This is a genomic window from Bradyrhizobium sp. 160 (assembly GCF_023073735.1).
Taxonomy (GTDB): Bacteria; Pseudomonadota; Alphaproteobacteria; order Rhizobiales; family Xanthobacteraceae; genus Bradyrhizobium.
Window position 1 is genome coordinate 494,582 of sequence record NZ_JADPKD010000028.1, and the last position, 26,766, is coordinate 521,347.

At 65.5% G+C, this 26,766-nt stretch carries 21 protein-coding genes; 12 read left to right on the forward strand and 9 right to left on the reverse strand.

Features of this window, described 5'->3' with window-relative positions:
* Nucleotides 1-21: 21 nt before the first annotated feature.
* The 3 genes from IVA98_RS11910 to pdeM all read left to right on the forward strand — a co-directional run bounded on the left by IVA98_RS11910 (nt 22) and on the right by pdeM (nt 4,968).
* On the forward strand, nt 22-1,251 hold the full coding sequence (locus IVA98_RS11910) for an ABC transporter substrate-binding protein (RefSeq protein ID WP_247307835.1): 1,230 nt from the start codon (nt 22-24) through the stop codon (nt 1,249-1,251).
* 406 nt (nt 1,252-1,657) lie between these two features.
* Nucleotides 1,658-4,243 carry a ligase-associated DNA damage response DEXH box helicase gene (locus IVA98_RS11915; RefSeq protein ID WP_247332413.1) on the forward strand — a complete coding sequence of 862 codons (2,586 nt, stop codon included), beginning with the start codon at nt 1,658-1,660 and terminating at the stop codon, nt 4,241-4,243.
* A 53-nt stretch (nt 4,244-4,296) separates the two neighbouring features.
* Nucleotides 4,297-4,968, forward strand: a complete 672-nt coding sequence (pdeM, locus tag IVA98_RS11920) for a ligase-associated DNA damage response endonuclease PdeM (protein WP_247307838.1) — start codon at nt 4,297-4,299, stop codon at nt 4,966-4,968.
* Here the strand turns inward: pdeM and IVA98_RS11925 are convergent.
* Nucleotides 4,965-5,828, reverse strand: coding sequence for a LysR family transcriptional regulator (locus IVA98_RS11925; RefSeq protein ID WP_247307839.1), 864 nt, complete (start codon nt 5,826-5,828; stop codon nt 4,965-4,967). The two genes, pdeM and IVA98_RS11925, sit on opposite strands and share 4 nt — an antisense overlap.
* Before the next feature lie 95 nt (nt 5,829-5,923).
* On the opposite strand from IVA98_RS11925, the gene IVA98_RS11930 reads away from it, so the two are divergent.
* A complete protein-coding gene (locus IVA98_RS11930) occupies nt 5,924-6,835 on the forward strand; it encodes a DMT family transporter (RefSeq protein WP_247307842.1) in 912 nt (303 codons plus the stop codon).
* A 13-nt stretch (nt 6,836-6,848) separates the two neighbouring features.
* Nucleotides 6,849-7,622 carry an MBL fold metallo-hydrolase gene (locus IVA98_RS11935; protein ID WP_247307845.1) on the forward strand — a complete coding sequence of 258 codons (774 nt, stop codon included), beginning with the start codon at nt 6,849-6,851 and terminating at the stop codon, nt 7,620-7,622.
* A gap of 188 nt (nt 7,623-7,810) precedes the next feature.
* Here the strand turns inward: IVA98_RS11935 and IVA98_RS11940 are convergent, their stop codons facing one another.
* The 4 genes from IVA98_RS11940 to IVA98_RS11955 all read right to left on the reverse strand — a co-directional run bounded on the left by IVA98_RS11940 (nt 7,811) and on the right by IVA98_RS11955 (nt 14,193).
* The gene (locus IVA98_RS11940) at nt 7,811-8,581 is read right to left on the reverse strand and encodes a TIGR02186 family protein (protein WP_247354881.1); all 771 of its coding nucleotides are present in this window, start codon (nt 8,579-8,581) and stop codon (nt 7,811-7,813) included.
* Nucleotides 8,578-9,495 carry a sulfite exporter TauE/SafE family protein gene (locus IVA98_RS11945; protein WP_247307851.1) on the reverse strand — a complete coding sequence of 306 codons (918 nt, stop codon included), beginning with the start codon at nt 9,493-9,495 and terminating at the stop codon, nt 8,578-8,580. The genes IVA98_RS11940 and IVA98_RS11945 overlap by 4 nt, the downstream gene beginning before the upstream one ends.
* A gap of 372 nt (nt 9,496-9,867) precedes the next feature.
* A complete protein-coding gene (locus IVA98_RS11950) occupies nt 9,868-13,263 on the reverse strand; it encodes a tetratricopeptide repeat protein (RefSeq protein WP_247354883.1) in 3,396 nt (1,131 codons plus the stop codon).
* A 342-nt stretch (nt 13,264-13,605) separates the two neighbouring features.
* The gene (locus IVA98_RS11955) at nt 13,606-14,193 is read right to left on the reverse strand and encodes a PadR family transcriptional regulator (RefSeq protein ID WP_247335310.1); all 588 of its coding nucleotides are present in this window, start codon (nt 14,191-14,193) and stop codon (nt 13,606-13,608) included.
* A 198-nt stretch (nt 14,194-14,391) separates the two neighbouring features.
* On the opposite strand from IVA98_RS11955, the gene IVA98_RS11960 reads away from it, so the two are divergent.
* From IVA98_RS11960 to IVA98_RS11975, 4 genes are all read left to right on the forward strand, one after another.
* Nucleotides 14,392-14,775: a nuclear transport factor 2 family protein gene (locus tag IVA98_RS11960; protein ID WP_247307861.1), complete on the forward strand. Its 384-nt coding sequence runs from the start codon at nt 14,392-14,394 to the stop codon at nt 14,773-14,775.
* Nucleotides 14,776-14,888: 113 nt separating this feature from the next.
* Nucleotides 14,889-16,679, forward strand: coding sequence for an acyl-CoA dehydrogenase C-terminal domain-containing protein (locus IVA98_RS11965; protein WP_247307864.1), 1,791 nt, complete (start codon nt 14,889-14,891; stop codon nt 16,677-16,679).
* Nucleotides 16,680-16,731: 52 nt separating this feature from the next.
* Nucleotides 16,732-17,940 carry an acetyl-CoA C-acetyltransferase gene (locus tag IVA98_RS11970; RefSeq protein ID WP_247307865.1) on the forward strand — a complete coding sequence of 403 codons (1,209 nt, stop codon included), beginning with the start codon at nt 16,732-16,734 and terminating at the stop codon, nt 17,938-17,940.
* Nucleotides 17,941-18,097: 157 nt separating this feature from the next.
* Complete coding sequence (locus IVA98_RS11975; RefSeq protein WP_247307867.1) at nt 18,098-20,311, forward strand: FAD-dependent oxidoreductase; 2,214 nt, start codon at nt 18,098-18,100, stop codon at nt 20,309-20,311.
* A 128-nt stretch (nt 20,312-20,439) separates the two neighbouring features.
* Here IVA98_RS11975 and gstA read toward each other — a convergent pair whose 3' ends face one another.
* On the reverse strand, nt 20,440-21,054 hold the full coding sequence (gene gstA, locus IVA98_RS11980; RefSeq protein ID WP_247307870.1) for a glutathione transferase GstA: 615 nt from the start codon (nt 21,052-21,054) through the stop codon (nt 20,440-20,442).
* A 126-nt stretch (nt 21,055-21,180) separates the two neighbouring features.
* Here gstA and IVA98_RS11985 point away from each other — a divergent pair, with 126 nt between their 5' ends.
* From IVA98_RS11985 to IVA98_RS11995, 3 genes are all read left to right on the forward strand, one after another.
* Nucleotides 21,181-21,678 carry a MarR family winged helix-turn-helix transcriptional regulator gene (locus IVA98_RS11985; protein ID WP_247307871.1) on the forward strand — a complete coding sequence of 166 codons (498 nt, stop codon included), beginning with the start codon at nt 21,181-21,183 and terminating at the stop codon, nt 21,676-21,678.
* Between the two features lie 98 nt (nt 21,679-21,776).
* The gene (locus IVA98_RS11990) at nt 21,777-23,147 is read left to right on the forward strand and encodes a glutamate--cysteine ligase (RefSeq protein ID WP_247281770.1); all 1,371 of its coding nucleotides are present in this window, start codon (nt 21,777-21,779) and stop codon (nt 23,145-23,147) included.
* 110 nt (nt 23,148-23,257) lie between these two features.
* Complete coding sequence (locus tag IVA98_RS11995; RefSeq protein ID WP_247282045.1) at nt 23,258-23,824, forward strand: PAN domain-containing protein; 567 nt, start codon at nt 23,258-23,260, stop codon at nt 23,822-23,824.
* 27 nt (nt 23,825-23,851) lie between these two features.
* On the opposite strand, the gene IVA98_RS12000 is transcribed toward IVA98_RS11995, so the two are convergent.
* The 3 genes from IVA98_RS12000 to tldD all read right to left on the reverse strand — a co-directional run bounded on the left by IVA98_RS12000 (nt 23,852) and on the right by tldD (nt 26,742).
* Nucleotides 23,852-24,421, reverse strand: coding sequence for a nucleotidyltransferase family protein (locus IVA98_RS12000; RefSeq protein WP_247307872.1), 570 nt, complete (start codon nt 24,419-24,421; stop codon nt 23,852-23,854).
* A gap of 117 nt (nt 24,422-24,538) precedes the next feature.
* Nucleotides 24,539-25,318, reverse strand: coding sequence for a signal peptidase I (gene lepB / locus IVA98_RS12005; protein WP_247307873.1), 780 nt, complete (start codon nt 25,316-25,318; stop codon nt 24,539-24,541).
* Complete coding sequence (gene tldD, locus IVA98_RS12010) at nt 25,315-26,742, reverse strand: metalloprotease TldD (protein WP_247307874.1); 1,428 nt, start codon at nt 26,740-26,742, stop codon at nt 25,315-25,317. The genes lepB and tldD overlap by 4 nt, the downstream gene beginning before the upstream one ends.
* Nucleotides 26,743-26,766 lie beyond the last annotated feature (24 nt).

Genomic DNA, 26,766 nt, shown 5'->3' on the forward strand with positions numbered 1-26,766 from the left:
CGCGCACAGGGAGAAACAAACATGACCAAGAATCCATCGCGGCGCGACTTCAGCGCCGCCGCGCTCGCCACAATCGCCGCATCCACTTTGCCTGCGCCCTATGTCTGGGCCGCGGAGAAGAAATACGATGCGGGCGCCAGCGATACCGAGATCAAGATCGGGCAGACCGTGCCGCATTCCGGCCCCGGCTCGCTCTACGGCGTGCTCGGCCGTATTGGCGAGGCTTATTTCCAGATGCTGAACGAGAAAGGCGGCATCAACGGGCGCAAGATCAAGTTCCTCACCATGGACGATGCCTACAGCGCGCCGAAATGCGTCGAGGCGACGCGGCGCCTGGTCGAGCAGGAGGAGGTGCTGGCGCTCTACGGCTCGCTCGGCACCGCGCCGCAGACCGCCGTGCACAAATACCTGAACTCCAAGGGCGTGCCGCAGCTCCTGCTCAACACCGGCGCGTCGAAATGGAATAACCCGAAAGAGTTCAAATGGACCATGGCGGGCCTGCCGCTCTATCCGACCGAGGCGCGCATCCTGGCCCGGCACGTCGTCAGCGTGAAGCCGAACGCCAAGATCGGCATCCTCTACCAGAACGACGATTTCGGCCGCGACTTCCTGGGTCCCTTCAAGAAGGTGCTGACTGACGCCGGCGGCACCGCGCAGGTGATCATGGAGCAGACCTACGATCTCACCGAGCCGACTGTCGATTCCCAGCTCATCAACCTGTCGAAGTCGGGCGCCGATGTCTTCTACAACATCTCCACTGGCAAGGCGTCGTCGCAGTCGATTCGGAAAGTAGCCGAGCTCGGCTGGAAGCCGCTGCAACTGCTGTCGGCCGGCTCGACCGGCCGCTCCATCCTCAGCGCCGCGGGCCTCGAGAACGCCGCCGGCATCGTCGCCATCCGCTACAACAAGGAGGTCGGTCTGCCGAAATGGGAGAAGGACCCCGACGTGATGGCGTTCGAGGAGCTGCGCAAGAAATACACGCCGGCGATCGATCCCGACAACACCATTGCCTTCGCCGGCTACGGCCAGGCGGTGACCATGGGCGAGATCCTGCGCCGCTGCGGCGACGAGCTCACACGCGCCAACGTGCTGAAGCAGGCATCAAACCTCAACGGTTTCCACTCGCCCTATTTCCTCGACGGCGTCACCTACAGTTACACGCCCGAGAATTACACGCCAATGAAGACGCTGTTCATCTCGACGTTCACCGGCAAGGACTGGGACATCTCCGACAAGCCGATGTCGGAGTAGGTCTGTTTTCTTCCCTTCTCCCCTTGTGGGAGAAGGTGGCGCGAAGCGCCGGATGAGGGGTCCTCTCCGCGTTCTCGAGAGAGAATGACGTGCTGAGAGAAACCCCTCACCCGTCTCGCCGCTAGCGCGGCGATCCACCCTCTCCCACAAGGGGCTACCGTATTCACACATCTCTGTCGGAGCCATTCGCCGATTAAGCCCAAAAAGTGAGTCATCCGAGTCACTTGTCTCGATTCTGCAGCGCGTGAGCGTCCAAAACCTGGCTTTTGCTAACTCATTGAAGATGATTCCATTTTCGAGATGTGTGAATCTGGTAGCCCACAAGGGGAGAGGGGACAGCGGTGTCCCGCCATTGGCAGCACTGCACCCCTCGACGAACCCGCGCGCACGGCTTACCTCTTATGCCGTGCCGCCCCGCATCCTCAAATCCCCGGCCGAGCCGCCTGCGCTGCTGCCGGACCGCTTCAACGCGTGGTTCGCAGCCCGCGGCTGGTCGCCGCGCGCCCATCAATTGGCGCTCTTGGAGAAGGCACGCGAGGACCGCTCGGCGCTGCTGATCGCGCCGACCGGTGCCGGCAAGACGCTGGCGGGATTTCTGCCGACGCTGGTGGAGTTGTCTTCTGATGCAGCTCGGCGGGAGGCTAGCGCGAAGAAGAGCCTCGTCTCCACCGGACGCAGCCTGCAGCGCAGCGGCGGTCTCCACACGCTCTACATCTCGCCGCTGAAAGCGCTCGCCGTCGACATCGCGCGCAATCTGGAGCGGCCGATCGCCGAGATGGCGCTGCCGATCAAAGTCGAGACCCGCACCGGCGACACGCCGGTGTCGCGCCGGCAGCGGCAGCGGCGCTACCCGCCTGACGTTCTGCTGACCACGCCCGAGCAGCTTGCGCTGTTGCTGTCCTCCGACGACGCGCCATTCCTGTTCTCCTCCTTGAAGCGCATCGTGCTCGACGAGCTGCATGCGCTGGTGACGTCGAAGCGTGGCGATTTGCTCTCACTCGGGCTGGCGCGGCTATGGCGGCTGGCGCCGCAGCTGCGTGCGATCGGCCTGTCGGCGACTGTCGCCGAACCGGAGCAGCTCGCGCGCTTCCTGGTGCCGCAGCCCGAAGGCAGGGAAGCTGCCGCCGACATCGTCGTCGCCGGTGGCGCCGCGCCGCCTTTGGTCGAGATGCTGGATACGCGCGAGCGATTGCCCTGGGCCGGTCACAGCGCGCGGCACGCGCTCCCTGAGATCTACGAGCTGATCAAGGCGAACAAGACCACGCTGGTTTTCGTCAACACCCGCAGCCAGGCCGAGATGCTGTTCCAGAATCTCTGGAGCATGAACGATGACGGCCTCGCCATCGCCCTGCATCACGGCTCGCTGGACGTCGCCCAGCGCCGCAAGGTCGAGGACGCGATGTCGACGGGCAGGCTGCGTGGCGTGGTCTGCACCTCCTCGCTCGACCTCGGCGTCGACTGGGGCGACGTCGATCTCGTCGTTAATATCGGCGCTCCCAAGGGATCCTCGCGCCTGATGCAGCGCATCGGCCGCGCCAACCACCGCCTCGACGAAGCCTCGCGCGCGGTGCTGGTGCCCGCCAACCGCTTCGAGGTGCTGGAGTGCCGCGTCGCGATCGATGCCATTGCGGAGAATGCGCAGGACACGCCGCCGCTGCGCACTGGCGCGCTCGATGTGCTCGCCCAGCACGTGCTCGGCTGCGCCTGCGCCGAACCGTTCTTCAGCGACGAGCTCTACGGCGAGGTTCGCACCGCCGCGCCCTACGCAAACCTGTCGCGGCAGGATTTCGACGACGTGGTCGATTTCGTCGCTTCCGGCGGCTATGCGCTGAAGACCTATGAGCGCTTCGCCCGTATCAAGCAGGACAAGGAAGGGCGCTGGCGCGTCGCCAACCCAAAAGTGCGGCAGAGCTACCGCATGAATGTCGGCACTATCGTCGAGGACGACATGCTGAAGGTGCGGCTGGTGCGCTCGCGCGGCGGTCAAGGAACAGCAGGCGGCTCGACAGGGGTGATCGCGCGCGGCGGCAGGCTGCTTGGCGAGATTGAGGAAGCCTTCATCGAGGGCTTGAGCCCCGGCGACACCTTCGTGTTCAGCGGCGAGGTGGTGCGCTACGAGACCCTGGTCGAGGACCAGGTTTATGTCTCGCGCGCGCATGACAAGGATCCGAAGGTGCCGTCCTATATGGGCGGCAAATTCCCGCTCTCGACCTATCTCGCCGAGCGCGTGCGCCGGCTGCTCGATGACGGGCGCGCATGGGCTGGCTTGCCCGAGCAGGTGCGCGATTGGCTGTCGCTGCAAAAGGATGTCTCCCGCGTGCCCGCGGTGCGCGAGCTCCTGGTCGAGAGCTTTCCACGCGCCAACAAGCATTATCTCGTCTGTTATCCGTTCGAGGGCCGTCTCGCGCACCAGACCCTCGGCATGCTGCTGACGCGTCGTCTCGAACGCGCCCGCGCCCGGCCGCTCGGCTTCGTTGCCAACGAATATGCGATCGCGGTCTGGGCGCTTGGCGACATGTCGTTCATGATCCGGGACGGCCGGATCGATCTCGATGCCCTGTTCGACCCCGACATGCTCGGCGACGATCTCGAAGCCTGGCTGGCCGAATCGGCGCTCATGAAGCGCACCTTCCGCAATTGCGCGATCATCTCCGGCCTGATCGCGCGACGCCATACCGGCGAAGAGAAAAGCCGCCGCCAGGTGCTGTTCTCCACCGATCTGGTCTACGACGTGCTGCGCAAGCACCAGGCCGATCACGTGCTCTTGCGCGCCGCCCGCGCCGATGCCGCCACCGGCCTGCTCGACCTGCGCCGTCTCAGCGACATGCTGATGCGTATTCAGGGCCGGATCACGCTTCGGGAACTCGACCGCGTTTCTCCGCTCGCCGTCCCCGTGATGCTGGAAATCGGCCGCGAGTCAGTTTATGGCGAAGCTGGCGACGAGCTGTTGGCCGAAGCCGCCGACGAGCTGGTCAAAGAGGCGATGGGATAAGAGCAGGTTCGGACGTGACGGCAGGCGCGCAGGTTTCAGGAGATGTCGAGGACATGCGCGTTTCGAAGGTTACCATCAGCGGTGTGACGTTCGCGGCCGACCTCGCCGGTGCATTGTTCTGGGAGGAGCAGCGCCTGCTCGTCGTCTCCGACCTGCATCTGGAAAAAGGCTCCAGCTTCGCCACCCGCGGCGTGCTGCTGCCGCCCTACGACACGCTGGCGACGCTCAGCCGCCTTGCTGCTGTCATGTCCCGCCATGATCCACGCATTGTCATCGCGCTCGGCGACAGTTTTCACGACCGCACCGCGCATGAGCGTTTGTCGCCGGAAGATCGCGAAGCTGTCGCCGCACTCCAGACCGGCCGCGACTGGATCTGGATCTCGGGCAATCACGATCCCATGCTGCCGCGTGATCTCGGCGGCACCGTCGCCGACGAAGTCGCGATTGGCCCGATCGCCTTCCGCCACGAGCCGACCGGCGCAAGCGGCGAGATTGCCGGCCATCTGCATCCGAAGGCCCGCGTCTCCACCCGCGGCCGCTCGATGGAGCGCCGCTGCTTTGCCAGCGACGGGATGCGCGCCGTGATGCCGGCCTTCGGCGCCTATACCGGCGGCCTCAGCATTCGCGATGCCGCCTTCGCAAAGGTCTTTCCGACCAACGGCTTTGTCGCCCATCTGCTCGGCGACCGCCGCGTCCACGCGATCGCCGCGTCGCGGTGTTATTAGGCCGCCTTCGCCTGCACATCATCGCAGAACTCGGCGAGCCGATCGGCCAGCCGCAGCGTCGCGGGGCTGGCGCCGGGCGCGGCCATCAATGCCACCTCCGTGCGGTTGATCGGCGCAAAGCCGTCCTTGGCGGTCAGCACGCGGTGGTCGGACTGGATGGCCATCTCCGACAGGATGCTCAGCCCCATGCCGGCGGCGACCGCGGCCTGGATGCCGGCGAGACTGGATGACGTGTAGGCGGTGTGCCAGGCGCGGCCCGCGCTTTCCAGCGCGTGGATGGCGCCGGCGCGATAGATGCAGCCGAGCGGAAACCCGATCAGCGGCACCGAGGGCACGTTGACGTCGACCGGATGGCTCTTGCTGGTGACCCAGTGCACCCGCTCGGGCCACACCGCGATTGCGTCCTTGGCGCCGGCCTCGCGCTTGTACAGCGCAAGATCGAGTTCGCCGCGTTCGAGATCGCGGGCCAGATGCTTGCTCTGGTCGGCGCGCACGTCGAGCCGCAGGCGCGGATGCGAGCGTGAGAACGCACCCAGCAGTTTCGCCAGTCGGTACGCCGCGAAATCCTCGGGAATGCCGAGCCGGATCGCGCCTTCGCCCTCGGGCTGGCGCAGCACGTCGCGCGCCTCCTCGGCCAGCGAGAGCAGCCGCCGCGCGTAGGACAGCAGCCGCTCGCCGGCCTCCGTGGGGCGGACATCTTTGCCGTCGCGGTGCAGCAGCACCTGGCCGACGTCCTCCTCCAGCCGCTTGATCTGCTGGCTCACGGTCGACTGCGTGCGGTGAACGCGCTCGCCGGCGCGGGTGAAGCCGCCGGCCTCGACCACCGAGACGAAGCTGCGCAGCAGCTCGAGATCGAGCATGCCGGCCTCCATTCGAAAATCCACTGAATTGAAGTTAATCATTTAATTTCCAAATGGCAAGCTGCGTTCTTAGATCGAGGGCTCAGGAGAATGTCATGTCGCTCGCCCCATCGATCGCCGTCCCCCGCAGCCGTTTCAATCCGCTGCCGCTCTATATCGGCCTGTTCTGCCTGCTCTGGAGCTACGCCTTCGTCGCCGGCAAGATCGGCGTCACCTATTGCCCGCCGCTGATCCTGCTCGCCGCGCGCTTCTCGCTCGCCGGCGTTCTGATCCTGGGCGCGACCTGGATCCGCGGCGACGGCTGGTCGCTGTCCTGGCGCGACGCCGCGATCTTCGCCGTGCTCGGCATCGCCAACAACGCGCTCTATCTCGGCCTCGGCTATACCGGCCTGCAATCGGTCTCCGCCGGCCTCGGCGGGCTGATCGTCTCGGCCAATCCGGTGTTCACGGCTGCGCTCGCCGCGCTGCTGCTCGACGAAGGCATGACCTGGCGCAAGGCGGCGGGCCTGCTGCTCGGCATCATCGGCGTCACCTTCATCGTCTGGCATCGTTTGTCGGTCGGCACCGACAGCCTGCACGGCATCCTGTTCACGCTGGCCTCACTGGCCTCGATCGTCGCCGGCACCATTCTGTTCAAGCTGCTGGCGCCGAAGGGCTCGTTGTGGATCGGCAACGGCATCCAGAATCTCGCCGCCGGCATCGTGCTGGCGCCGGTCGCGCTCACCTTCGCCGACGTTCACGCGATCGTGGTCACCCCGAGCCTGATCGGGGCCTTTGCCTTCCTCGTGCTCGGCGGCTCGATCCTCGCCTACCTGCTCTGGTTTCATCTCCTGAAAGTGTGTGGCGCCACCGCCGCCAGCGCCTATCATTTCCTGATGCCGCCACTGGGCATGCTGTTCGCGTTCCTCGTGCTCGGCGAGCATGTCGAGGCCCGCGATTTGCTCGGGATCATTCCAGTCGCGCTCGGCATCTATCTGGTGACGCGTCCTGCAAAGCCCGTCTCGTAAACAGGAGTTCATCATGCCCGTTTCCATCACCCTGATCGGCGGCCCCACCGCGCTGATCGAGATCGACGGCTTTCGCCTGCTCACCGATCCCACCTTCGATGCGCCCGGTGCCTATCAACTGCCGCATGTGAAGCTGGAGAAGACGATCGGACCTGCCGTCAGGCCTGACGCAATCGGTCCGATCGACGCCGTGTTGCTCAGCCACGACCAACACTCCGACAATCTCGACAATTCCGGCCGTGAATATCTCTTCAAGGTCAAGCGCGTGCTGACGACCGAAGCCGGCGCAAAGCGCCTCGGCGGCCATGTCGAGGGCCTTGCGCCCTGGAGCGCCGCGCATCTCAGGGACGGCGACGGCAATGCGCTGACCATCACCGCAACGCCCGCGCGCCATGGCCCGGCCGGCATCGAGCCCCTGTCCGGCGACGTCATCGGATTCGTGGTGTCGTCGAGCCGGAAGGACACACGTCCGGTCTATATCAGCGGCGACACCACCTGGTTCGACGGCGTCGCCGAAGTCGCGCGCCGCTTCAAATGCGGTGTGGTGCTGCCCTTCGCAGGCGCGGCGCAAACGCGCGGACCGTTCCATCTCACCATGGACACCAACGACACCATCGAGACCGCGCGTGCCTTTCCCGAGGCAACGATCGTGCCGCTGCACACCGAAGGCTGGGCGCATTTCCGCCAGGGCAGCGAGGATCTGCGCAAGACCTTCGACGTGCTCGGCTTCGGGACGCGCTTGCGCCTGCTGGAGCCAGGCGTGCCGACGGTGATCGAGGCGCCGTAGTCTCAAACTGTCATGCCCCGCCACCGGGTCTCGCCTTCGGCGAGCCCGATGACAGGCTCCGGCGGGGCATCCAGTACGCCGCAGCAGTTGTCGTGAGAGCGAGACACCTAACGCCGGTCTCTGGAATACTGGATCGCCGGTCAAGCCGGGCGATGACGAGCGGCGAGAGCGGCGCGCCCAACTGCCCCTCAATCCTTCCGAAACACGATCGACGCCATCCAGCCCGTCATCAGCGCCATCGCTGCGGTGGCGAGGCCATAGAGAAGCCCATGTTGTCGCGCGCTGGTGGCGACGAACTGCTCGAAGCCGACCTTGACGATCTCGAACGCGGTCTCGGTTTTGCCAATGAACGCACCGTTCGCAAACAGCTTGATCTCCACCTCATAGGTGCCGATCGGTACCTCCGCCGGCAGCGGAATGCCGGTGCGGAACAGCGTCGGCGTCAGGAATGTCACCGCGCTCGCATCCTCGCGATAGAGCCCGTCCTGGGTGCGCAGGCGGATGAAGGCGGAGCGGAACGCATCGTTCGGCACCACGTCGGCATAGTCGCCGCTGACCCGCTGGGTCAGCAGCACGTTGTTGAGCCCGATCTGCTGCCGCCGCGCGATTTCGGGCGAGGTGATCACATCGAAGGGGCGGTTGGCGAACAGCGCCAGATAGCTCGGCACCTCCAGGAATTGCCGGTAGTCGGTGTTGATCCAGATGCCGAAGGTGCGCTCCTTGCGCCGCGTCACCATGTCGGCGCGCGGGCCCAGCACGGTGACGACGAGATCGTAACTCGTGCGATCGGCCGGGGTCGTCGCATCCTTTTCGACCGAGCCGAACAGCACCAGCTCCTCGCCTGAATAATTCGGCGTCACGGTGACGCGGTGGTTGGAGACCGACACGATCAGCCGCTCGGCGCGCGCGCCGCCGACGAGCAGCAGGACGAGAAGCAGTGCGACAATCGCGCGCGTCATCCGCTCACTCCCAGCTCACGGATGGTGAAGAGGTCCGCAGGTTGGATCACCAGCTCGATCGCGAAGCGGATGCCGACCGAGAGGATCAAAAGGCCGAGCAGCAGCCGCAGCTGCTCGCCGCGGATCTTCTGGCCGGCGCGGGCGCCGAACTGCGCGCCGGTGACGCCGCCGACCATCAGGATCAGCGCCAGCACGGCGTCGACGAGGTGATTGGTCACCGCGTGCAGCATGGTCGCGAACAGCATCGTGACCAGCGTGAGGACCATCGAGGTGCCGATCACGGTCGAGGTCGGCACCCGCAACAGATAGATCATGATCGGCACCAGGATGAAGCCGCCGCCGATGCCCATGATGGCGCCGATGAAGCCGATCATGATGCCGACGACCACGACGGGAATCACCGAGAGGTAGATCTTCGAGCGCTTGAACCGCATCTTCAGCGGCAGGCCGTGGATCCAGTTGTGCGTCCGGCGTGGCGGCACCGCGCCGCGTCGGGTCCGCATCAGGGCGCGCAGGCCCTCGGAGAACATCAGGCTGCCGACGGTGCTGAGCAGCACGACGTAAGAGAGCGCGATCATCAAGTCGAGCTGGCCGAGCGCACGGAGCTGGGTGAAGGTCCACACGCCGAGCGCCGTGCCGGTCACGCCGCCGCAGAGCAGGACGCTCGCAAGTGCCGGATCAATCGCGCGCCGCCGCCAATAGGACAGTGCGCCGGAAAAGGAGGAGGCCGCGATGTGGCTCGCGACGGAGGCGACCGCGACCGCCGGCGTGATGCCGATGAAGATCAGCAGCGGCGTCATCAGGAAGCCGCCGCCGATCCCGAACATGCCGGACACGAAGCCGACCGCGGCGCCCATCGCGAGCACCAGGAAGACGTTGACCGGAAGATCGGCGATCGGAAGGTAGAGCTGCATTGAACCACGCGCCGGGCGGGACGGATCGATTGCCGCGGAATGCTCGAGGGAAGGTCGGAAACGATTGCCGCGCCCCTCCATAGCGGAATTCGCCGGCGTGCGGGACCGGGAATTTCGCGCGTGGTGAATGGGCATGACGAGAGCGTGGTGATATCCGCGATCGTCGCCATAATGGAGATGCGCTCCCTCCCCCGCCTGCGGGGGAGGGTTGGGGAGAGGGTGTCTCCGCAGTGGGACTCCCCCAGAGGAGAAAACCCTCACCCGGCGCTCGGGGTCGATGCTTCGCATCGCCCGGGAGCGCCGACCTCTCCCGCAAGCGGGAGAGGTGCACCGAGCTCGTGGCTCGCTTGGTCTGATCAAATGCTGCGCGGCTTAATGCGCCGCCGACGCCGACTTCCTGGTCGCGACCGGCTTCGGCGCCGGCTTGGCGCTCGCCTGCGGCGCGCTGTCCCAGCCGCCGGCGGGCGTCGCGACATTGACGGCATCGTCGGGCTGCGGTTCGGCGCTGAAGGTCTGGATTGCGAGCTTGGCGGCGGCGAGCGATTGCGGGTCGAGACGTTTGGCGACGTCATCGCGCTTGCCGGCCGCATCGGCATCGCCCTGGGCGGCGGCCAGGCTGAACCATTTGTAGGATTCGGCGAGGTTCTGTTCGACGCCGATGCCGCGTGCATAGAGAATGCCGAGGTTGAACTGGCTGTCGGCAACGCCGCGGTCGGCCGCTTTGCGGAACCACAGCGCCGCGCTCTTGTAATTGGCGCCACGTCCGCCGCCATCGGCATCGAGCACCGCGAGATTGTGCATCGCCTTGGCGTTGCCGCGCTCGGCGGCCTGGGTGTAGTAGCGGCGGGCAATATCGGCGTCCTTCTTCACGCCAAGGCCCTTCTCGTAGAGCGTGCCGAGACGGAAGGTCGCGGGCACCACGCCGGCCTGCGCCGCGCGGTCGTACCATTTGGCGGCTTCGTCGTAGTTCGCAGCGACACCCTTTCCTTCCGCAAAGCGCACGCCGATCTCGTAGGCCGCGGTCGCATCGCCCTTCATCGCGGCGGTGCGCAGGCCCGGGCCGCCGATGCCGTCGGGCAGCTTCTCGCTCGGCGGCACCTGGATGAGGCCGAGCTTGCCCCGGCTCGTGCCCGACAGCGCGCCGGTGACGTCGCTGGAGACAGGCGGGGCCGCGGCAGGCGCCGGCGGAATATCGACCGAGGCCGAGCTGCCCGGGTTGGCGGCGGGAGCCGGCGCGGCATTGTTCTGGGATTGTCGTCCGATCGGCGTCGGCGAGGTCATCGAGGGTGTGACCTGCTCGGGCGTCGCGGGCTTGGTCTCGACCGAGGGCGGCGGGGCCAGCGGTGTGGGCTGGCTCGACGAATTCTCCATCGTTTGCGGCGCCGGCGGCGCGCTGCCGCCTTCGAGCAGGCCCATCGCCATCTTGAAGGTGCCGAGCACGATCACGACCACGCTCGCGCCGACCAGCAGCGAGCGGATCTTCGACGTGATGGTCGAACCGCCGTCCTTGCCCTTGTCCTTGGAGCGATCGGCCCCCGCCTTGGCGGCGCGGCCGGTCTTTTCCGGCTGCGCGGCGGCGGCCTGGGCGGCGCGGCGCGCCGCGGCGATGAAGCTGGACGATGACACCGGCTCTTTCGGAGCGGTGGGAATTCCGCTGATTGCGCTCTCGGAGGCGGCGATGCGCTCCGACGGCGTGGCGACGCGTCCACCCGGCCGTGTGCCCGGCTCGAGCGGATGATCCGGCGGCAATTCCGGCGCGAGTGCAGCGCGCGCGGGCGCGGTGTGCGGCTCCAGGATTTCGCTGATCGCACGCGGCGGAACGGGCGGTGCCGACGGCACCGGCGGCGCGGCATGGAATTCGCGCGGCGCGGCGGCGAAGGCGGCCTGCGCCTGCGCGGCGGCCGGGTTCGGCAGCTCCGGCTTCAGATCGTATTTCGGCTGCTGCTGCGGCGGCCGCGGCTCGCGCGCCACTGGCGCGGGCTCCATCGGGGCGGCCACCATCGGAGCGGCCATGGGCATCAGCGGTGCCGGCGCGGTGCGCACGGCGCGCAGATCGCCCTCGATCATGGAGAGGCGGTCGACGACATGGCCGAGCGTGTTGTGAACGGCTTCGAGCGAATCCTGTGTATTCCGGTTGGTCTCGGCCTGGCTGAAGCGGATGTCGGAGAGCTCGCGCTTGACGAGATCGACCACGCCCGAATCGGGCGGCGGCGGCGAATTGCGGCTCTCGGCCAGCGCGGAATAGGTCGCCTGCTGCCGCTCCAGGTGCCGCAGGATGTCGTGCAGCCCATCCTCGACGCGGCTCAGATTGCCGCTGCGTGGATCGGAAGCGGCCTCGATCCGCTCCAGCAGATAGGAGACTCGCTGCTCGAGATGGGCGAAGGTCGAGGCCGAATCGTTGCCGACATGCATGCGATCGAAGCGGTCCGACAGCGCGCGGATCGCAGCTTCCAGATGCTCGGTGCTCTCGGACGGCTGGGGCCGCTCGCGGGTTTCCAGCGCCGCCGTGAGCGCCGCGATGCGCTGCTCCAGCACCGCAAAGCTGTCACTCGGGCCGGTGGCGCGGGTGATCTGGTCGACCTTGGACGACAGCAGCTGCACGTCTTCGGACAAACGCGCCAGCGCTTCGTTGGAGGCCACGTTGGAGACGATGCTGCGCAGCGCCGAGATCGCGTCTTCGAGCTGGCGCACTGTCGAGGGATCGTCATTGGCGCGCAGGATCAGATCGAGCTTGGCGCCGAGATTGCGGATCGCCTCGTCATAGCCGGTGAGTTGCTCGGCCGGCGTCAGCGTGCGCAGCACCTGCTTGATGTCGGACAGCGCGCGCTCGATGCCTGATAGGACCTGGCCGTCGGTGCCGTTGGAGCGGGTCTCGTCGATGCGACGGTGCAGCGAGCGGATCTCGTTCTCGATCGATTCGATCGCGCGCCGCGGCATCGCCTCGGTGATGGCGTGACGGATCTCGGCAAGCTCGCTGCGGAAGGCGGTGATCGCCTGCTCGGTATTGTCGGGGCGCTGGAGCGACTCGATCTGGCTCGTGATCTTGAGCAGATGGCGCTCGAGCGAGGAGAAATCCGGCCCCGACGGTTGCGGCGGCGGCGCGTAGGCGGGGGCGGGTGGCGCCGCCATCGGCGCGATCGGCGGCGCGGCGCGCGGCGGCATTGGCCGCGGTGCAAAGCCATCGAGCTCGCTCTGCCGCGCCGTGATCTCGGCGACCGCGACGTCGAACGACGCCGGGCTCAGGGGAGGCGAGCTGCGATAGACCTGGGCTGCCGCGCGCTCGACCGCATCGGCATGGCGCTGGCGCGTCTCGACCGGTGACGGTGGCGGCCGCTGGGTCTGAGGCTGCTGCTGCGGCTTCGAGATTTGCGACAGCCGTGCATCGAGCCGCGAGATCGCATCATTGAGCTGGCGCGCGACGCCCTGCTCGCGCGAGATGTCCTGCCGCGAAGGGTCCTGGCGCGAAGGGTCCTGGCGCTGGGCGGGTTTTGAAATCCGTTCGATCTGCTGGGTGATCGCGTCGAGCCGCTGGTGGATGTCGGCGACTTCGCGGCTTTCCTGGCTCGGTCCGTGCGGCTGGCTCGGTCCTTGCGGAATGTGCTGCGAACGCTGCTCGTAAGTTGCGCGAAAGTTCGGCGCGGCAGTCTCGCCGAGCGTGGAGTTCAGCCAATCGTTGAGTGACATGCCGGCTCTGCGCGCAGCAGCTTCGGCCCGCTCCCGGACGGATGGATCGATGCCGTCAACACTCCACGATACGCGCGAATTCATGACTCTGTCCGGTTCCGACTCCGGCGCCCCACCCGGCGCCTCCAGCCTTCCCTCGCGTGCCGGTTGCAAACACAACCGAATTTGGCGCGGGTCGTCTGCCTCGAAAACCGACTTTTTCCTGTTACGGTAAATAACGGGTTAAGGAACGCTGGCCTGATGTCCTAAAGTTGGGCGGAGGAGCTCAGCCACGAACGAGGTGCGCTCCCTCCCCCGCTTGCGGGGGAGGGCTGGGGAGAGGGTGCTTCAACAACGAAGACTCCCCAAGAAGAGAAAGCCCTCACCCGGCGCTACGCGCCGACCTCTCCCGCAAGCGGGAGAGGTGACCGGCACTGCCTATGCGTCTCAGCCCTTCTCCCGCTTCCCCTCCTCCAGTGGCACCACACTGGTCTTGCCGCTCATCGCCGAGAGCGCCTCAAGCGCCTCCTCGCAGAAGTCGGCCACCATCCGCTCGTGCCGGGCGCCGAGCTGAAGCAGGAGCAGATTGCCGAGGTCGAGCCGGCCTTCCGCCGTTCCCTCCGGAAAACGCTTCTTCAGGATGCGCTCGTAATTGGCGTGGCGGTCGCGGTGATGCTCCAGGCGGGCCATCAGATCAGTGCGCATGGGCTCGATGTCGATGCTGTCGAGCGCATGCAGCCGCACCAGGAGGTCGTCCTTGATCGAGGGCGGCGTGCTGGGCCGCGCGGCCCAGTGCCGCAGTGCTGTTCGGCCCTCGGGAGTAAGGGTATAGATCAGCTTATTGGGCTTGCCTGACTGCACGACCTCGCGGCCTTGGATGTAGCCGCGGTCGCGCAGCTTGGAAAGTTCGCGGTAGATCTGCTGGTGGTCGGCCTTCCAGAAGAAGCCGATCGATGAATCGAACGTCTTGGCGAGCTCGTAGCCCGTCATCGGACGTTCCGTCAGGCAAGCGAGGATTGCGTCGCCCAATGCCATGACCGGCCTCCCTTCGCGAATTTGACCGACTTACTTGACTTTATGCGCATCGGCGCATATGCGTCAATGTGCATATGAGGCAGCTTGCGCACGGGGCCAAAGACCCCGACGGAAAATCCAGCGGAATCAACCTCCTCGCTACTGTGCATGGGGTTGTTTTCGCACTTTTTGCCCTTGCCCTTAGGGAGGCACCTGAGAATGACCGGTCTCGATTCCTGGTACGCCTACATGAAGTCTCACGACCGCGCCGCGCTCTGGGACCTTCTGCACCCGGATGCCGTGTTCGAAAGCCCCGTCGTGCATTCGCCGCAGCGCGGGCGCGACATCACCTTCAAATACCTCTCCAGCGCCGAGAAGGTGCTCGGCGGCCCGGGCTTCACCTATGTCGGTGAATGGCGCAGCGACACTGGAGCCGTGCTCGAATTCAAGAACGTCATCGACGGTATCGAGATCAACGGTGTCGACATCATCAGTTTCGACAGCGACGGACGCATTACCCATTTCAAGGTGATGGTGCGTCCGCTCAAGGCGATCAACATGCTGCACCGCCTGATGGCGGAGCAGTTGGCCGCCCAATCATGACACTGCCCTGACGTTGCGGAAGCCGCTAAGCTCGCCACTGCGCCGCAGGGACTTCACGAGAAATCCACCACCTCAAGGCCCAACCAATTCGAGGCCCGTGCCGGGAGAACGCCATGCCGATCTATAAAGCCCCCGTCGACGATGTGAACTTCCTGCTCAACGACGTCTTCCAGATCGATCGCTACGACAATCTGCCGGGCTTCTCGGATGCGTCGAGCGACGTGCGCGAGGCGATCCTCGGCGAGGCCGCCAAGCTCGCTGAAGAGGTGCTCCAGCCGCTCAACCGTATCGGCGATCTCGAAGGCTGCAAGCGTGCCGATGACGGCAGCGTCACCACGCCGAAGGGGTTCAAGGAGGCGTTCAAGCAGGTCGCCGAGGGCGGCTGGCTTGGTCTGTCGGCGCCGACCGAATATGGCGGGCAGGGGTTGCCGGTGACGCTCTCCCAGGCGGTCAATGAATTCCAGATCTCCGCCAACATGGCGTTCTCGATGTATGGCGGCCTCACCATGGGCGCGACCGCGGCATTGCTGGTGCACGGCACGCCCGAGCAGAAGCAGACCTACGTGCCGAAGATGGTCGCCGGCGAATGGACCGGCACCATGAACCTGACCGAGCCGCATTGCGGCACCGATCTCGGCATGCTCCGCACCAAGGCGGTGCGCCAGGCCGACGGCAGCTTCAAGATATCAGGCACCAAGATTTTCATCTCGGCCGGCGAGCATGACCTCGCCTCCAACATCATCCACCTCGTGCTCGCCCGCATCGAGGGCGCGCCCGCCGGCATCAAGGGCGTATCGCTGTTCGTGGTGCCGAAATTCCTGGTGAACGCCGATGGTTCGGTCGGGCAGCGCAATGGCGTCGTCTGCGGCTCGATCGAGCACAAGATGGGCATCCACGGCAATTCCACCTGCGTGATGAACTACGACAACGCCACCGGCTGGCTCATCGGCGAAGAGAACAAGGGCATGCAGGGCATGTTCGTGATGATGAACGAGGCTCGCCTCGGCGTCGCCGTGCAGGGCCTCGCGCAATCCGAGGTCGCCTATCAAAACGCGGTTGCTTATGCCCGCGAGCGCATCCAGGGCCGCGCGCTGACAGGCGCCAAGGCGCCGGACAAGCCGGCCGATCCGATCATCGTTCATCCCGACGTGCGCCGCACGCTGCTCTCGATCCGCGCCTTCAACGAAGCCGCGCGCGCCTTCGTGATCTGGACCGCGCTGAAGAGCGACGTCGCGCATCGCTCGGAGGATCCCAGGGATCGCCAGGCCGCCGACGACCACATGGGCCTGATGACGCCGGTGCTGAAGGGCTTCCTTACCGATTACGGCTTTGCCAATGCGGTGCAGGCGCAGCAGATGTATGGCGGCCACGGCTACATCGCCGAGCAGGGCATGGAGCAGTTCGTGCGCGATGCCCGCATCGCGATGATTTATGAAGGCGCCAACGGCATCCAGGCGCTCGACCTCGTCGGCCGCAAGCTGCCGCGGGATGGCGGCCGCGCCATTATGGCCTTCTTCGGCGAGGTCATGGCTTTCGCGAAAGAGAACGGCGGCGACGAGGCGCTAAAACCGTTCATCGCCCCGCTCTCGACCTCACTCGGCCATCTCCAGCAGGCCACCACCTGGCTGATGCAGAACGCGATGGCGAAGCCGGACAATGCCGGCGCCGCCGCAACCGATTACCTGCATCTCTTCGGCTTCGTCGCGCTCGGCTACATGTGGGCGAAGATGGCGAAGGTGACGCTAGGGAAGATTGCCGAGAGCGGGGCCACGCCCTATCTCTCAACCAAGCTCGTCACCGGCCGCTTCTTCATGGAGCGGATGTTGCCGGAGACCGCGGCCAATCTCGCGCGCATCCAGGCCGGCTGCGCCACCATCATGGAACTGCCGGCGGAAGCGTTCTGACCTGCTTCCGCCGCCTGCTCCCAATCGTTGAACATCACATCAGGAGGGCGTCATGCCTGAGGCATTCATCTACGACCACGTTCGCACCCCGCGCGGCCGCGGCAAGGCGGACGGCGCGCTGCACGAAGTCACGGCGCTGGCGCTCGCGACCGTGCCACTGAAGGCGCTGAAGGACCGCAACAACCTGCCCGAGGACTCGGTCGATGACGTCGTGCTCGGCGTGGTCGATCCCGTAGGCGAAGCGGGCAGCGACATCGCGCGCTTCGCAGCGCTGAAGGCTGGTCTCGGCCAAGCCGTGCCCGGCGTGCAGATCAGCCGCTTCTGTGCCTCAGGTCTCGACGCCGTGAACTTCGCCGCCGCCCAGGTGATGAGCGGCCAGCATGAGCTGGTGATCGGCGGCGGCGCTGAATCCATGAGCCGCGTTGGCATCGGCGCCTCCGGTGGCGCCTGGCCGATGGATCCCTCAATCGCGGTGCCGGCCTATTTCATGCCGCAGGGGGTCTCGGCCGATTTGATCGCCACCAAATATGGTTTCTCGCGCGACGACGTCGATGCCTACGCGGTGCAAAGCCAGCAGCGCGCGGCCAAGGCGTGGGACGAGGGCCGCTTCGATAAGTCGGTGGTGCCGGTGAAGGACATCAATGGCCTCACCATCCTCGCCAAGGACGAGCACATGCGGCCCTCGACGACGATGCAGTCGCTGGCCCAGTTGCAGCCGTCGTTCACGATGGTGGCGCAGATGGGCGGCTTCGACGGCGTCGCGGTGCAGTCGCATCCGGAGATCGAGCGCATCAACTACGTGCATCACGCCGGCAACTCCTCGGGCATCGTCGATGGCGCCGGCGCCGTGCTGCTCGGCAGCAAGGAGGCAGGCGCGAAATACGGCCTGAAGCCGCGTGCCAAGATCCGTGCCTTCACCAATATCGGCTCCGAGCCGGCGATGATGCTGACCGGTCCGGTCGACGTTACCGAGAAACTGTTCGCGCGCTCCGGCATGAGGAAGTCCGACATCGACCTGTTCGAGCTGAACGAGGCCTTCGCCTCCGTCGTGCTGCGCTACATCCAGGCCTTCGACATCGACAGTGCCAAGATCAACGTCAATGGCGGTGCGATCGCGCTCGGCCATCCGCTTGGCGCCACCGGTGCGATGATCCTCGGCACCGTGCTCGACGAGCTCGAGCGCACCAACAAGTCCACTGCGCTGGTGACGCTGTGCATCGGCGGCGGCATGGGCACCGCAACCGTCATCGAGCGCGTGTAACGCGCTGCTGTAGGGTGGGCAAAGCGAAGCGTGCCCACGACTGCGGTCTTCGAAAATGATGGTGGGCCCGGCGCAAGAGCGCCTTGGCCCACCCTACGAGATCTCAAGTCAACCGCCAGCGCCTGAGATCGGCAGCCGGCACCGAGGAGCAACCAATATGTCGTACAAGAACTTCAAGGTTGAGACCGACGCAGACGGCATCGTGCTCGTCACCTGGGACATCCCGGCCCGTTCGATGAACGTGCTCGACGAGACCTCGACCAATGAGCTCGACGCGATCGTCAAGGCGACCACGGCTGATGCCGCGGTGAAGGGCGTCGTCATCACCTCAGCGAAAGAAGCGTTTTGCGCCGGCGCAGATCTCTCGATGCTCGAAGGCATGAACCAGGCCTATGCGAAGGTCTTGAAGGAGCAGGGCGAGACCGCGGCGAACCAGATGCTGTTCGAGCAGAGCCGGCGCTTCTCGCAGGTCCTGCGTTCGATCGAGACCTCCGGCAAGCCGTGGGCGGCGGCGATCAACGGCCTCGCGCTCGGTGGCGGTTTCGAGATCACGCTGTGCTGCCACTATCGCGTTGCCGCCGACAATCCCAAGACTCGTCTCGGTCTTCCCGAGGTCAAGGTCGGCCTGTTCCCCGGCGCTGGCGGCACGCAGCGCGTACCGCGTCTGGTGCCGCCGCAGGACGCGATGACGATCCTGCTCAAGGGTGATCCTGTCACGATCGAGAAGGCGAAGGCGCTGAACCTGATCCATGCCATGGTTCCCGCTGCCGACCTCATCAAGGCGGCCAAGGACTGGATCAAGGGCGGTGGCAAGGCGGTCGCACCCTGGGACGAGAAAGGTTTCAAGCTGCCCGGCGGCCCGGTGTTCTCAAAGGCCGGCATGATGATGTTCCCGGCCGGCAACGCAATCTATCGCCGCGAGACCTACGACAATTATCCGGCCGCGCGCGCGATCATGAGCTGCGTCTATGAGGGCCTGCAGCTGCCGATCGACGCCGCCTTGCGCGTCGAATCGCGCTATTTCACCTCGGTGCTGCGCTCGAAGGAGGCGGCCGCGATGATCCGCAGCCTGTTCCTGTCGATGCAGGAGCTCAATAAGGGCGCGCGCCGTCCGAAGCACGTGCCGCCGACCAAGGTGAAGAAGATTGCCGTGATCGGCGCCGGCTTCATGGGCGCGAGCGTCGGCTACGTCTCGGCTCGTGCCGGTCTCGATGTCGTCCTGATCGATCGCGACCAGGAGAGCGCCGACAAGGGCAAGGCGCATGCGCAGAAGGTGATCGAGGAGCAGATCAAGAAGGGCCGCGCGAAGCCTGGCGATGCCGAGGCGCTGCTCGCCCGCATCACCGCGACGGCGGACTACGCCGCGCTGAAGGACGTCGACCTCGTCATCGAGGCTGTGTTCGAGGACCGCAAGGTCAAGGCGGAGACCTTTGCCAGGGCGCAGGAGTACCTGAAGTCTGACGTGATCTTCGCGTCCAACACCTCGACGCTGCCGATCACCTCGCTGGCCGAGAGCTTCAACGACCAGGGCAAGTTCGTCGGCATCCACTTCTTCTCCCCGGTCGAGAAGATGATGCTGGTCGAGATCATCCTGGGCAAGAACACCGGCGATGTCGCGCTTGCCACCGCGCTGGATTACGTCCGGCAAATCGGCAAGACGCCGATCGTCGTCAACGACAGCCGCGGCTTCTTCGCCAACCGCTGCGTCGGCCGCTACGTCGCCGAGGGCAACGAGATGTTCCTGGAAGGCGTGCCGCCGGCGATGATCGAGAACTGCGCCAAGATGGCCGGCATGCCGGTCGGCCCGCTCTCGCTGTCGGATGAAGTCGCGCTCGACCTCGGTCTCAAGATCATGAAGGCGACGGAAGCCGATCTCGGCCCCAACGCCATCAATCCCGAGCAGAAGAAGCTGATGGTCGAGATGGTCGAGAAGCAGGGCCGGCTTGGCCGCAAGAACAGCAAGGGCTTCTACGACTATCCCGAGAAGGGCAAAGGCCAGAAGAGCCTGTGGCCGGGTCTCTCGGCCTTGCAGCCGAAGCAGCTTGACCCTGACACGCTCGACGCCGAAGAGCTGAAGCAGCGCTTCCTGGTGGTGCAGGCAGTGGAAGCCGCGCGCACGGTGGAAGATCACGTCATCACCGATCCGCGCGAGGCCGATGTCGGCTCGATCCTCGGCTTCGGCTTCGCGCCGTTCACCGGCGGTACGCTGTCCTACATCGATTTCATGGGTACGAAGAAGTTCGTCGAACTCTGCCACAAGCTGGAGGCCAAATACGGCTCACGCTTCACGCCGCCGAAATTGCTCGAGGAGATGGCCGCAAACGGCGAGACCTTCTACGGCCGCTTCGCGCCGAAGAAGGCGGCGGCCTGATACAAAGTCGTCAGTCCGGGCAGTCCGCAACGCGGACTGATCCGGAATCTCGATTGGCGTCGCGCGGTCATGCAACAACTGCGAGATTCCGGGGTCGCCGCGTCGCGGCGCCCCGGAATGACGAACAATCACTTCGCCTGGACCAATCCTTCCTTCCTCAGTGCCTCCTGCACCTGCGGGCGCGCCGCGACGCGGGCCTTATAGGCGGTCAGGTTAGGCATCGCCGAGAGGTCGAACTTCATGCGGTCGGCCCAGGTCAGCATCGTGAACAGGTAGCCGTCGGCGACCGTGAACTGCCTGCCCATGAGGTAGTCGCGGCCGGCAAGCTGGCTGTCGATATATTTCAGCTTGCCCATGACGCGGTCCTTGAAGAAGGCCTTGGCCTCCTCGTTCAGCGCCGGGGCGAACAGGGGGCCAAAGCTCTTGTGCACCTCCGAGGTGAGGAAGTTGAGCCATTCGAGCAGCTTGTAGCGCTCGGAACTGTCGCGGGCGGGGACCAGCGCCTTGCTTGATGCCTGATCGGCGATCATCTGGACAATCACCGGGCCTTCGGTCACGATCTCACCGCTGTCCAGGCCTAGCGCAGGCACCTGGCCCTTGGGGTTCAGCTTCAGATAATCCTCACCATTTTCGAGCTTCTTGGCCCGGATATCGACCTTGACCAGCTCATAGGGCAGGCCGGCTTCCAGGAGCGCGATGTGGGGGGACAGGGAGCAGGCGCCGGGCGAATAATACAGTTTCATGGAATTTCCTCCTCATGATGCTTGGTTCGAGCGAAAGAACGACTACATGCGCTTGCATGAAATAGTCAAGATTGATGCAGGTGCATCGAATGAGGTAAAGAGCGGGCGACGAGCTTGAGCGGGACCATGAAGCGCAAACCATCAACCGAGGCAACTTCGGCCTGGATCCGCCTGATGCGGGTGCAGAGCCGCGTGCTCGATTGCGTCGAGCAGGATCTGAAAAAGGCCGGGTTCCCGCCGCTCGCCTGGTATGACGCGCTGCTCGAACTGTCCCGCGCCCCCTCTGGCGAGTTGCGGCCGGTGGAGCTTGAACGTCAGATGTTGATCCCGCAATACTCGACCTCGCGGCTGATCGACCGCCTGGTCGACGAAGGTCTCGCCTTGCGGCGCGAATGCAAGATCGACAAGCGCGGCCAGTTCGTCGAGATCACGGAAGCCGGCCGCGAGTTGCAGAAGCGGATGTGGGGCGCCTATTCGGCCGCAATCGAGAAATATGTCGGTTCGAAACTATCGGATGCCGACGCCGTCAAGCTCAGCGGTCTGCTCGATCGCCTGGGCTGCTCGTGCGGCGAGATGAAACTGCCGCCCGTCGCCAACGCCAACGAAAGCACACCGTCGCGATGATCGCGCGGCAAACCAGCACGTCCGCGCGCCCGGCGGGTTCGCGGACGCTCCCCGTCACCCGCGCGTTCGGTCGAAGCGCTTTTTGATTAGAGTTTGATATGGCGCGAGACCAGATCGACATGACGCCACTGCAATCGCGCGACGAGCTCGTTGCGTGGTTCGAGGCCGGCTGCAAGGATCCGTCCGAATTCCGCATGGGGACCGAGCACGAGAAGACGCCGTTCACGCTCGAAGGCCACCGACCGGTGCCTTATGAGGGGGCGCGGGGCATCGGCGCGCTGCTCGAGGGCATGAAGCTCCTGCTCGGCTGGGAGCCGATCATGGAACAGGGCAATATCATCGGCCTCTACGACGTCACTGGCGGCGGTGCCATCTCGCTCGAGCCCGGCGGACAGTTCGAGCTCTCCGGCGCGCCGGTCGAGAACGTGCACCAGACCCAGAGCGAGCTGATGGCGCATCTGGCGCAAGTGCGCGAGATCGCAACCCCGCTCGGCATCGGCTTTCTCGGGCTCGGCATGACGCCGTCCTGGTCGCGCGCGGACATCCCGGTGATGCCCAAGGGCCGCTACAAGATCATGACCAATTACATGCCGAAGGTCGGTCAATATGGCCTCGACATGATGTACCGGACTTGCACCGTGCAGACCAATCTCGACTTCTCCTCGGAAGCCGACATGGTCAAGAAGCTGCGCGTCTCGCTCGCGCTCCAGCCGGTCGCGACCGCGCTGTTCGCCAATTCGCCGTTTACCGAAGGCAAGCCGAACGGCTTTCTCTCCTTCCGCTCCGAGATCTGGCGCGACACCGACAACGCGCGTTCGGGCATGATGCCGTGGGCGTTCGAGGACGGCATGGGCTTCGAGCGCTATGTCGACTACGCGCTCGACGTGCCCATGTATTTCGTCAAGCGCGGCGAGCAGTACATCGACGTATCGGGCTCCTCGTTCCGCGCCTTCTTCGACGGCCGCAACAACAATCTCCCCGGCGAGCGACCGACGCTGTCGGACTGGGCCAATCACCTCTCGACGATCTTCCCGGAAGTCCGGCTCAAGCGCTATCTCGAGATGCGCGGCTCCGACGGTGGTCCGTGGGGCCGGTTGCCGGCGCTGCCGGCGTTCTGGGTCGGGCTGCTCTACGACGATGTCTCGCTCGACGCCGCTTGGGAAATCGTGAAGCACTGGAGCGCGCCTGAACGTCAGGCCTTGCGCGACGACGTGCCGCGCTTCGGCTTCAAGTCGCGGATCAGGGATCGCTATCTCTTCGAGGTCGCCAAGGAGTGCCTGGTTCTGGCACATGCCGGCCTGCGCCGGCGTGGCCGGCTCGACCAACTCGGCCGCGATGAGACGAGGCATTTGGAGCCGCTCGATCGCATCATCGAGTTCGGCCGGACGCCGGCTGAGGAGATGCTGGACAAGTTTAATGGTCCCTGGAAGGGCTCGGTGGAACCTGCCTACGCGGAATACGCTTTCTAGACCAGGCTAATAGCAGGCAATTGAGCCGTTCATCGCCCGTACAGGTTTGCGGCGATCAAATGATCGGCTGGAAAAACCTGTGCATCGTCAATAACTCGAAAGCTGTTCCGATGGGAAAGGGCCGCCTGCCTGGGGTCGTCATGGCCCGCGTCCTGGCTTGCGTCGCGCTGCTCTCGCTCCTGTTTGCGAGCGCGCCGGCGCCGGCGCAGACGGCGTTCGACCGCCCAGGCGGCGACTATTTCAACACGCCGGTCACCTCAGGCGACCCTGAGGATTGCGCGCTGCTGTGCGAGCGTGACCGCCGTTGCCGCTCCTGGAGCTTCAACTATCCCGACGTCGAAGGCGGCTCGGCGGTGTGCTGGCTCAAGAACACGGTGCCGACGCGGGTGCCGGGCAATTGCTGCATCTCCGGGGTGCGCGGCGCCGGCGTGATCGAGCCGCGCATCGAGGGTGTGGAAACGTCGATCGATCGCCCGGGCGGCGACCTGCGCAATTTCGAGCTCAAGGTCGGCGAGGGCGAGGAGACCTGCAAGGCCGCCTGCACCGCCGACAACAAATGCCGCGCCTTCACCTATGCCCGTCCCGGCTACACCGGGCGCGAGGCGCGCTGTTTCCTGAAGAAGGAAATCAAGCCGCCGCGGCGGAAGGCTGGGTTCACGTCGGGCGTTGTGAGATAGGCCTGTCTTGTCCGGGACACGAGAAGGTTACGCGCCCGCTGCAATCACGGTAAGCTCCGGCCACAGCGCCTTCCATCGCGCGGATTTTGCCTCGTAATTGGCGGCGGAAAAACTCAGCGCCCGATTGGGCCGTACGATCAGCCTCGCGACGTCGTCGAACCCGTGCGGCGCATAGACATCGAAACCGTCGCCCGCGCGTCTCCCTCCGATTTGCGTGTTCTGCGTCAGGAAGCGGTCGATGCCGTCGGTCGAGCATGTCAGCGGTGGATAGGGCAGACCGTGCTTGTCGGGGTACCACAGATGCACGCGCGCCTGGTTACGAATCGCGACCTTGGCGGCGAGATGCGCGAGCCGCGCATGCAGCGTGCGGATCACCGCATCCTCCGCCTCCCAGGAGGTATCGGAATCGAAATGGAACACGTCGTAATCGGCGATACCGTGATCGATCGGGCGGCTCGTGAGCGCGTTCCACACCGATTGCACCAGGCAGCCTGCGACCAGCCACGCATCCGGCAGCGCGAGTCGGCCGAGCTCATCGACGATCGCGGCGTTGACAGGGTTTTGCAGAGCGAGAGCGAGGAATTCGTCTTTGCTCATGGCAAACCGTAGGAATCGTAAGGTGGGCAAAGGCGCGCGCTCCTTCGCGCGTCGTGCCCACCATCACTTACGATAGAAGTGGTGGGCACTTTGCCCACTCTCCGATCTACACTCTACTCAATGCACGGCGGTGAAGAACCGTGCGAGCCTGAAGCCGGAGAGCCAGGTCCACACCGGCTGGCCGCGGATGCCGAGATCCCAGGAGCCGAGCACCGCGTCCGCGCGGCCGACCAGATTGTCGATCGGCAACAGGCCGACGCCGCCGGAGCGCAAAGGTACGCGGCTGTCGGCGGAATTGTCACGGTTGTCGCCGAGCACGAAGAGATGGCCTGCTGGCACCGTCACCTCCGGCGTGTTGTCGAGCGGGCCGTTGTCGCGCATCTTGAAGATCAGGTGCGACACGCCGTTCGGCAACGTCTCGACATAGCGGTAGGCTGGCTCGCTGCCGCCCTTGTCGTCCTCGGCAGCGCCAACGCCATCGGGCTTCAGCTCGGCGGGACGGTCGTTGATGAAGAGCTGGCCCTGCCGCATCTGGATGCGGTTGCCAGGCAAGCCGACGACGCGTTTGACCCAGGCCTGCGAGCGATCACCTGGCCAGCGGAACACGACGACGTCGCCGAGTTTCGGCGTCTCCGCGAACACGCGGCCAGTCTCCGGCAGGTTGATCTGAATCGGTAGCGACGAGGTGCCGTAGCCATAGGGGAATTTCGAGGCGAGCAGCGCATCGCCGATCAGCAGCGTCGGCTCCATCGAGCCCGACGGCACGTAGAACGGTTCGGCGAGCGCGCCCTTGGCAATGAACACGGCGGCGACGATGCCGGCGAGCTGCATCAGCTGTCCGCCCCAGCCACTGCTCTTCCGCTTGGTGGTGACAGTGACCTTTTCTTCAACGCTCATGCGCCCGTCCCACCTACCGTGATGCGTTCCATCAGAAGCGACGGCTGGCCGACGCCGACAGGCACGCCCTGGCCGTTCTTGCCGCACGTGCCGATGCCGGTGTCGAGCGCGAGGTCGTTGCCGATCATGCGGATGCGGTGCAAGTCGGTCGGCCCGTTGCCGATCAGCATGGCGCCCTTCAGGGGCGCCCCCAGCCTGCCGTTTTCGATCTTATAGGCCTCGGTGCACTGGAACACGTATTTGCCCGAGGTGATGTCGACCTGGCCACCGCCGAAATTCGCGGCGAACACGCCGTTCTTCACGGAGGAGAGGATCTCGGCGGGATCGCGGTCGCCCGCGAGCATGTAGGTGTTGGTCATGCGCGGCATCGGCACATGGGCGTAGCCCTGGCGGCGGCCGTTGCCGGTCGGCTTCATGTTCATCAGGCGCGCGTTCTGGCGGTCCTGCATGTAGCCGACCAGGATGCCGTCCTCGATCAGCACGGTGCGATTGGTCGGCGTGCCCTCGTCGTCGATGGAGAGCGAGCCGCGGCGCGAGGCGATGGTGCCGTCGTCGACCACGGTGACGCCCTTGGCCGCGACCTGCTGGCCCATCAGGCCGGCAAAGGCCGAGGTCTTCTTGCGGTTGAAGTCGCCCTCAAGGCCGTGGCCAACCGCTTCATGCAGCATCACGCCGGGCCAGCCGGCGCCCAGCACCACATCCATCTCGCCGGCGGGAGCCGGAATCGATTCCAGATTGACCAGCGCCTCGCGCAGCGCGCCGTCGGCGGCTTCCCGCCAGGACCTGCTCTCGATGAATTCGCCATAGCCGGCGCGGCCGCCATAACCCTTGCTGCCGCTCTCCTGGCGGTCGCCCTGGCCGGCGACGACGGAGATGTTGACGCGCACGAGCGGGCGGACGTCGCGATAGCTCTCGCCATCAGGGCGCAGGATCTCGACCACCTGCCAGGTCGCGCCCAGGCTGACGCTGACCTGCCGCACCCGCGGATCCTTGTCGCGCAAGTAGGCATCGATCTCGGCGAGCAGCTTGACCTTGGTCTCGAAGCCCGGCGCATCCAGCGGATTGTCGTCGCCATAGAGCCGCACATTGGTGTGCGGGGGCGGAGCCGCAAAACTGCCGGAATAGCCGCCGCGCACGGCCGCGACCGCATCTGCGGCGCGAATCAGCGCCGGCAGCGACACGTCGGAGGAATGCGCATAGCCGACCGCGTCGTCCTTGACGGCGCGCAGGCCAAAGCCTTGCGAGGTGTCATAGGTCGCCTGCTTCAGCCGCCCATTGTCGAACATCAGCGCTTCGGTCTGGCTGTATTCCAGGAACAATTCGCCGTCGTCGGCACCGGCCAGCCCGCGCGCAACCTCGTTGCGAACCTGGTCGCGGTCGAGATTGGCGCGGTCGAGCAGGGAGGTTGTGGCAGGGTTGGTCATGCGTCCGTCCATTATCGGGAGGTG

Coding starts and splice junctions, on each gene's coding strand:
- IVA98_RS11910 (WP_247307835.1), top strand. CDS start 22: ATGACCAAGAATCCATCGCGGCGCGACTTCAGCGCCGCCGCGCTCGCC.
- pdeM (WP_247307838.1), top strand. CDS start 4,297: ATGCGCGTTTCGAAGGTTACCATCAGCGGTGTGACGTTCGCGGCCGAC.
- IVA98_RS11925 (WP_247307839.1), bottom strand. CDS start 5,828: ATGCTCGATCTCGAGCTGCTGCGCAGCTTCGTCTCGGTGGTCGAGGCC.
- IVA98_RS11930 (WP_247307842.1), top strand. CDS start 5,924: ATGTCGCTCGCCCCATCGATCGCCGTCCCCCGCAGCCGTTTCAATCCG.
- IVA98_RS11935 (WP_247307845.1), top strand. CDS start 6,849: ATGCCCGTTTCCATCACCCTGATCGGCGGCCCCACCGCGCTGATCGAG.
- IVA98_RS11940 (WP_247354881.1), bottom strand. CDS start 8,581: ATGACGCGCGCGATTGTCGCACTGCTTCTCGTCCTGCTGCTCGTCGGC.
- IVA98_RS11945 (WP_247307851.1), bottom strand. CDS start 9,495: ATGCAGCTCTACCTTCCGATCGCCGATCTTCCGGTCAACGTCTTCCTG.
- IVA98_RS11950 (WP_247354883.1), bottom strand. CDS start 13,263: ATGAATTCGCGCGTATCGTGGAGTGTTGACGGCATCGATCCATCCGTC.
- IVA98_RS11955 (WP_247335310.1), bottom strand. CDS start 14,193: ATGGCATTGGGCGACGCAATCCTCGCTTGCCTGACGGAACGTCCGATG.
- IVA98_RS11960 (WP_247307861.1), top strand. CDS start 14,392: ATGACCGGTCTCGATTCCTGGTACGCCTACATGAAGTCTCACGACCGC.
- IVA98_RS11965 (WP_247307864.1), top strand. CDS start 14,889: ATGCCGATCTATAAAGCCCCCGTCGACGATGTGAACTTCCTGCTCAAC.
- IVA98_RS11970 (WP_247307865.1), top strand. CDS start 16,732: ATGCCTGAGGCATTCATCTACGACCACGTTCGCACCCCGCGCGGCCGC.
- IVA98_RS11975 (WP_247307867.1), top strand. CDS start 18,098: ATGTCGTACAAGAACTTCAAGGTTGAGACCGACGCAGACGGCATCGTG.
- gstA (WP_247307870.1), bottom strand. CDS start 21,054: ATGAAACTGTATTATTCGCCCGGCGCCTGCTCCCTGTCCCCCCACATC.
- IVA98_RS11985 (WP_247307871.1), top strand. CDS start 21,181: ATGAAGCGCAAACCATCAACCGAGGCAACTTCGGCCTGGATCCGCCTG.
- IVA98_RS11990 (WP_247281770.1), top strand. CDS start 21,777: ATGGCGCGAGACCAGATCGACATGACGCCACTGCAATCGCGCGACGAG.
- IVA98_RS11995 (WP_247282045.1), top strand. CDS start 23,258: ATGGGAAAGGGCCGCCTGCCTGGGGTCGTCATGGCCCGCGTCCTGGCT.
- IVA98_RS12000 (WP_247307872.1), bottom strand. CDS start 24,421: ATGAGCAAAGACGAATTCCTCGCTCTCGCTCTGCAAAACCCTGTCAAC.
- lepB (WP_247307873.1), bottom strand. CDS start 25,318: ATGAGCGTTGAAGAAAAGGTCACTGTCACCACCAAGCGGAAGAGCAGT.
- tldD (WP_247307874.1), bottom strand. CDS start 26,742: ATGACCAACCCTGCCACAACCTCCCTGCTCGACCGCGCCAATCTCGAC.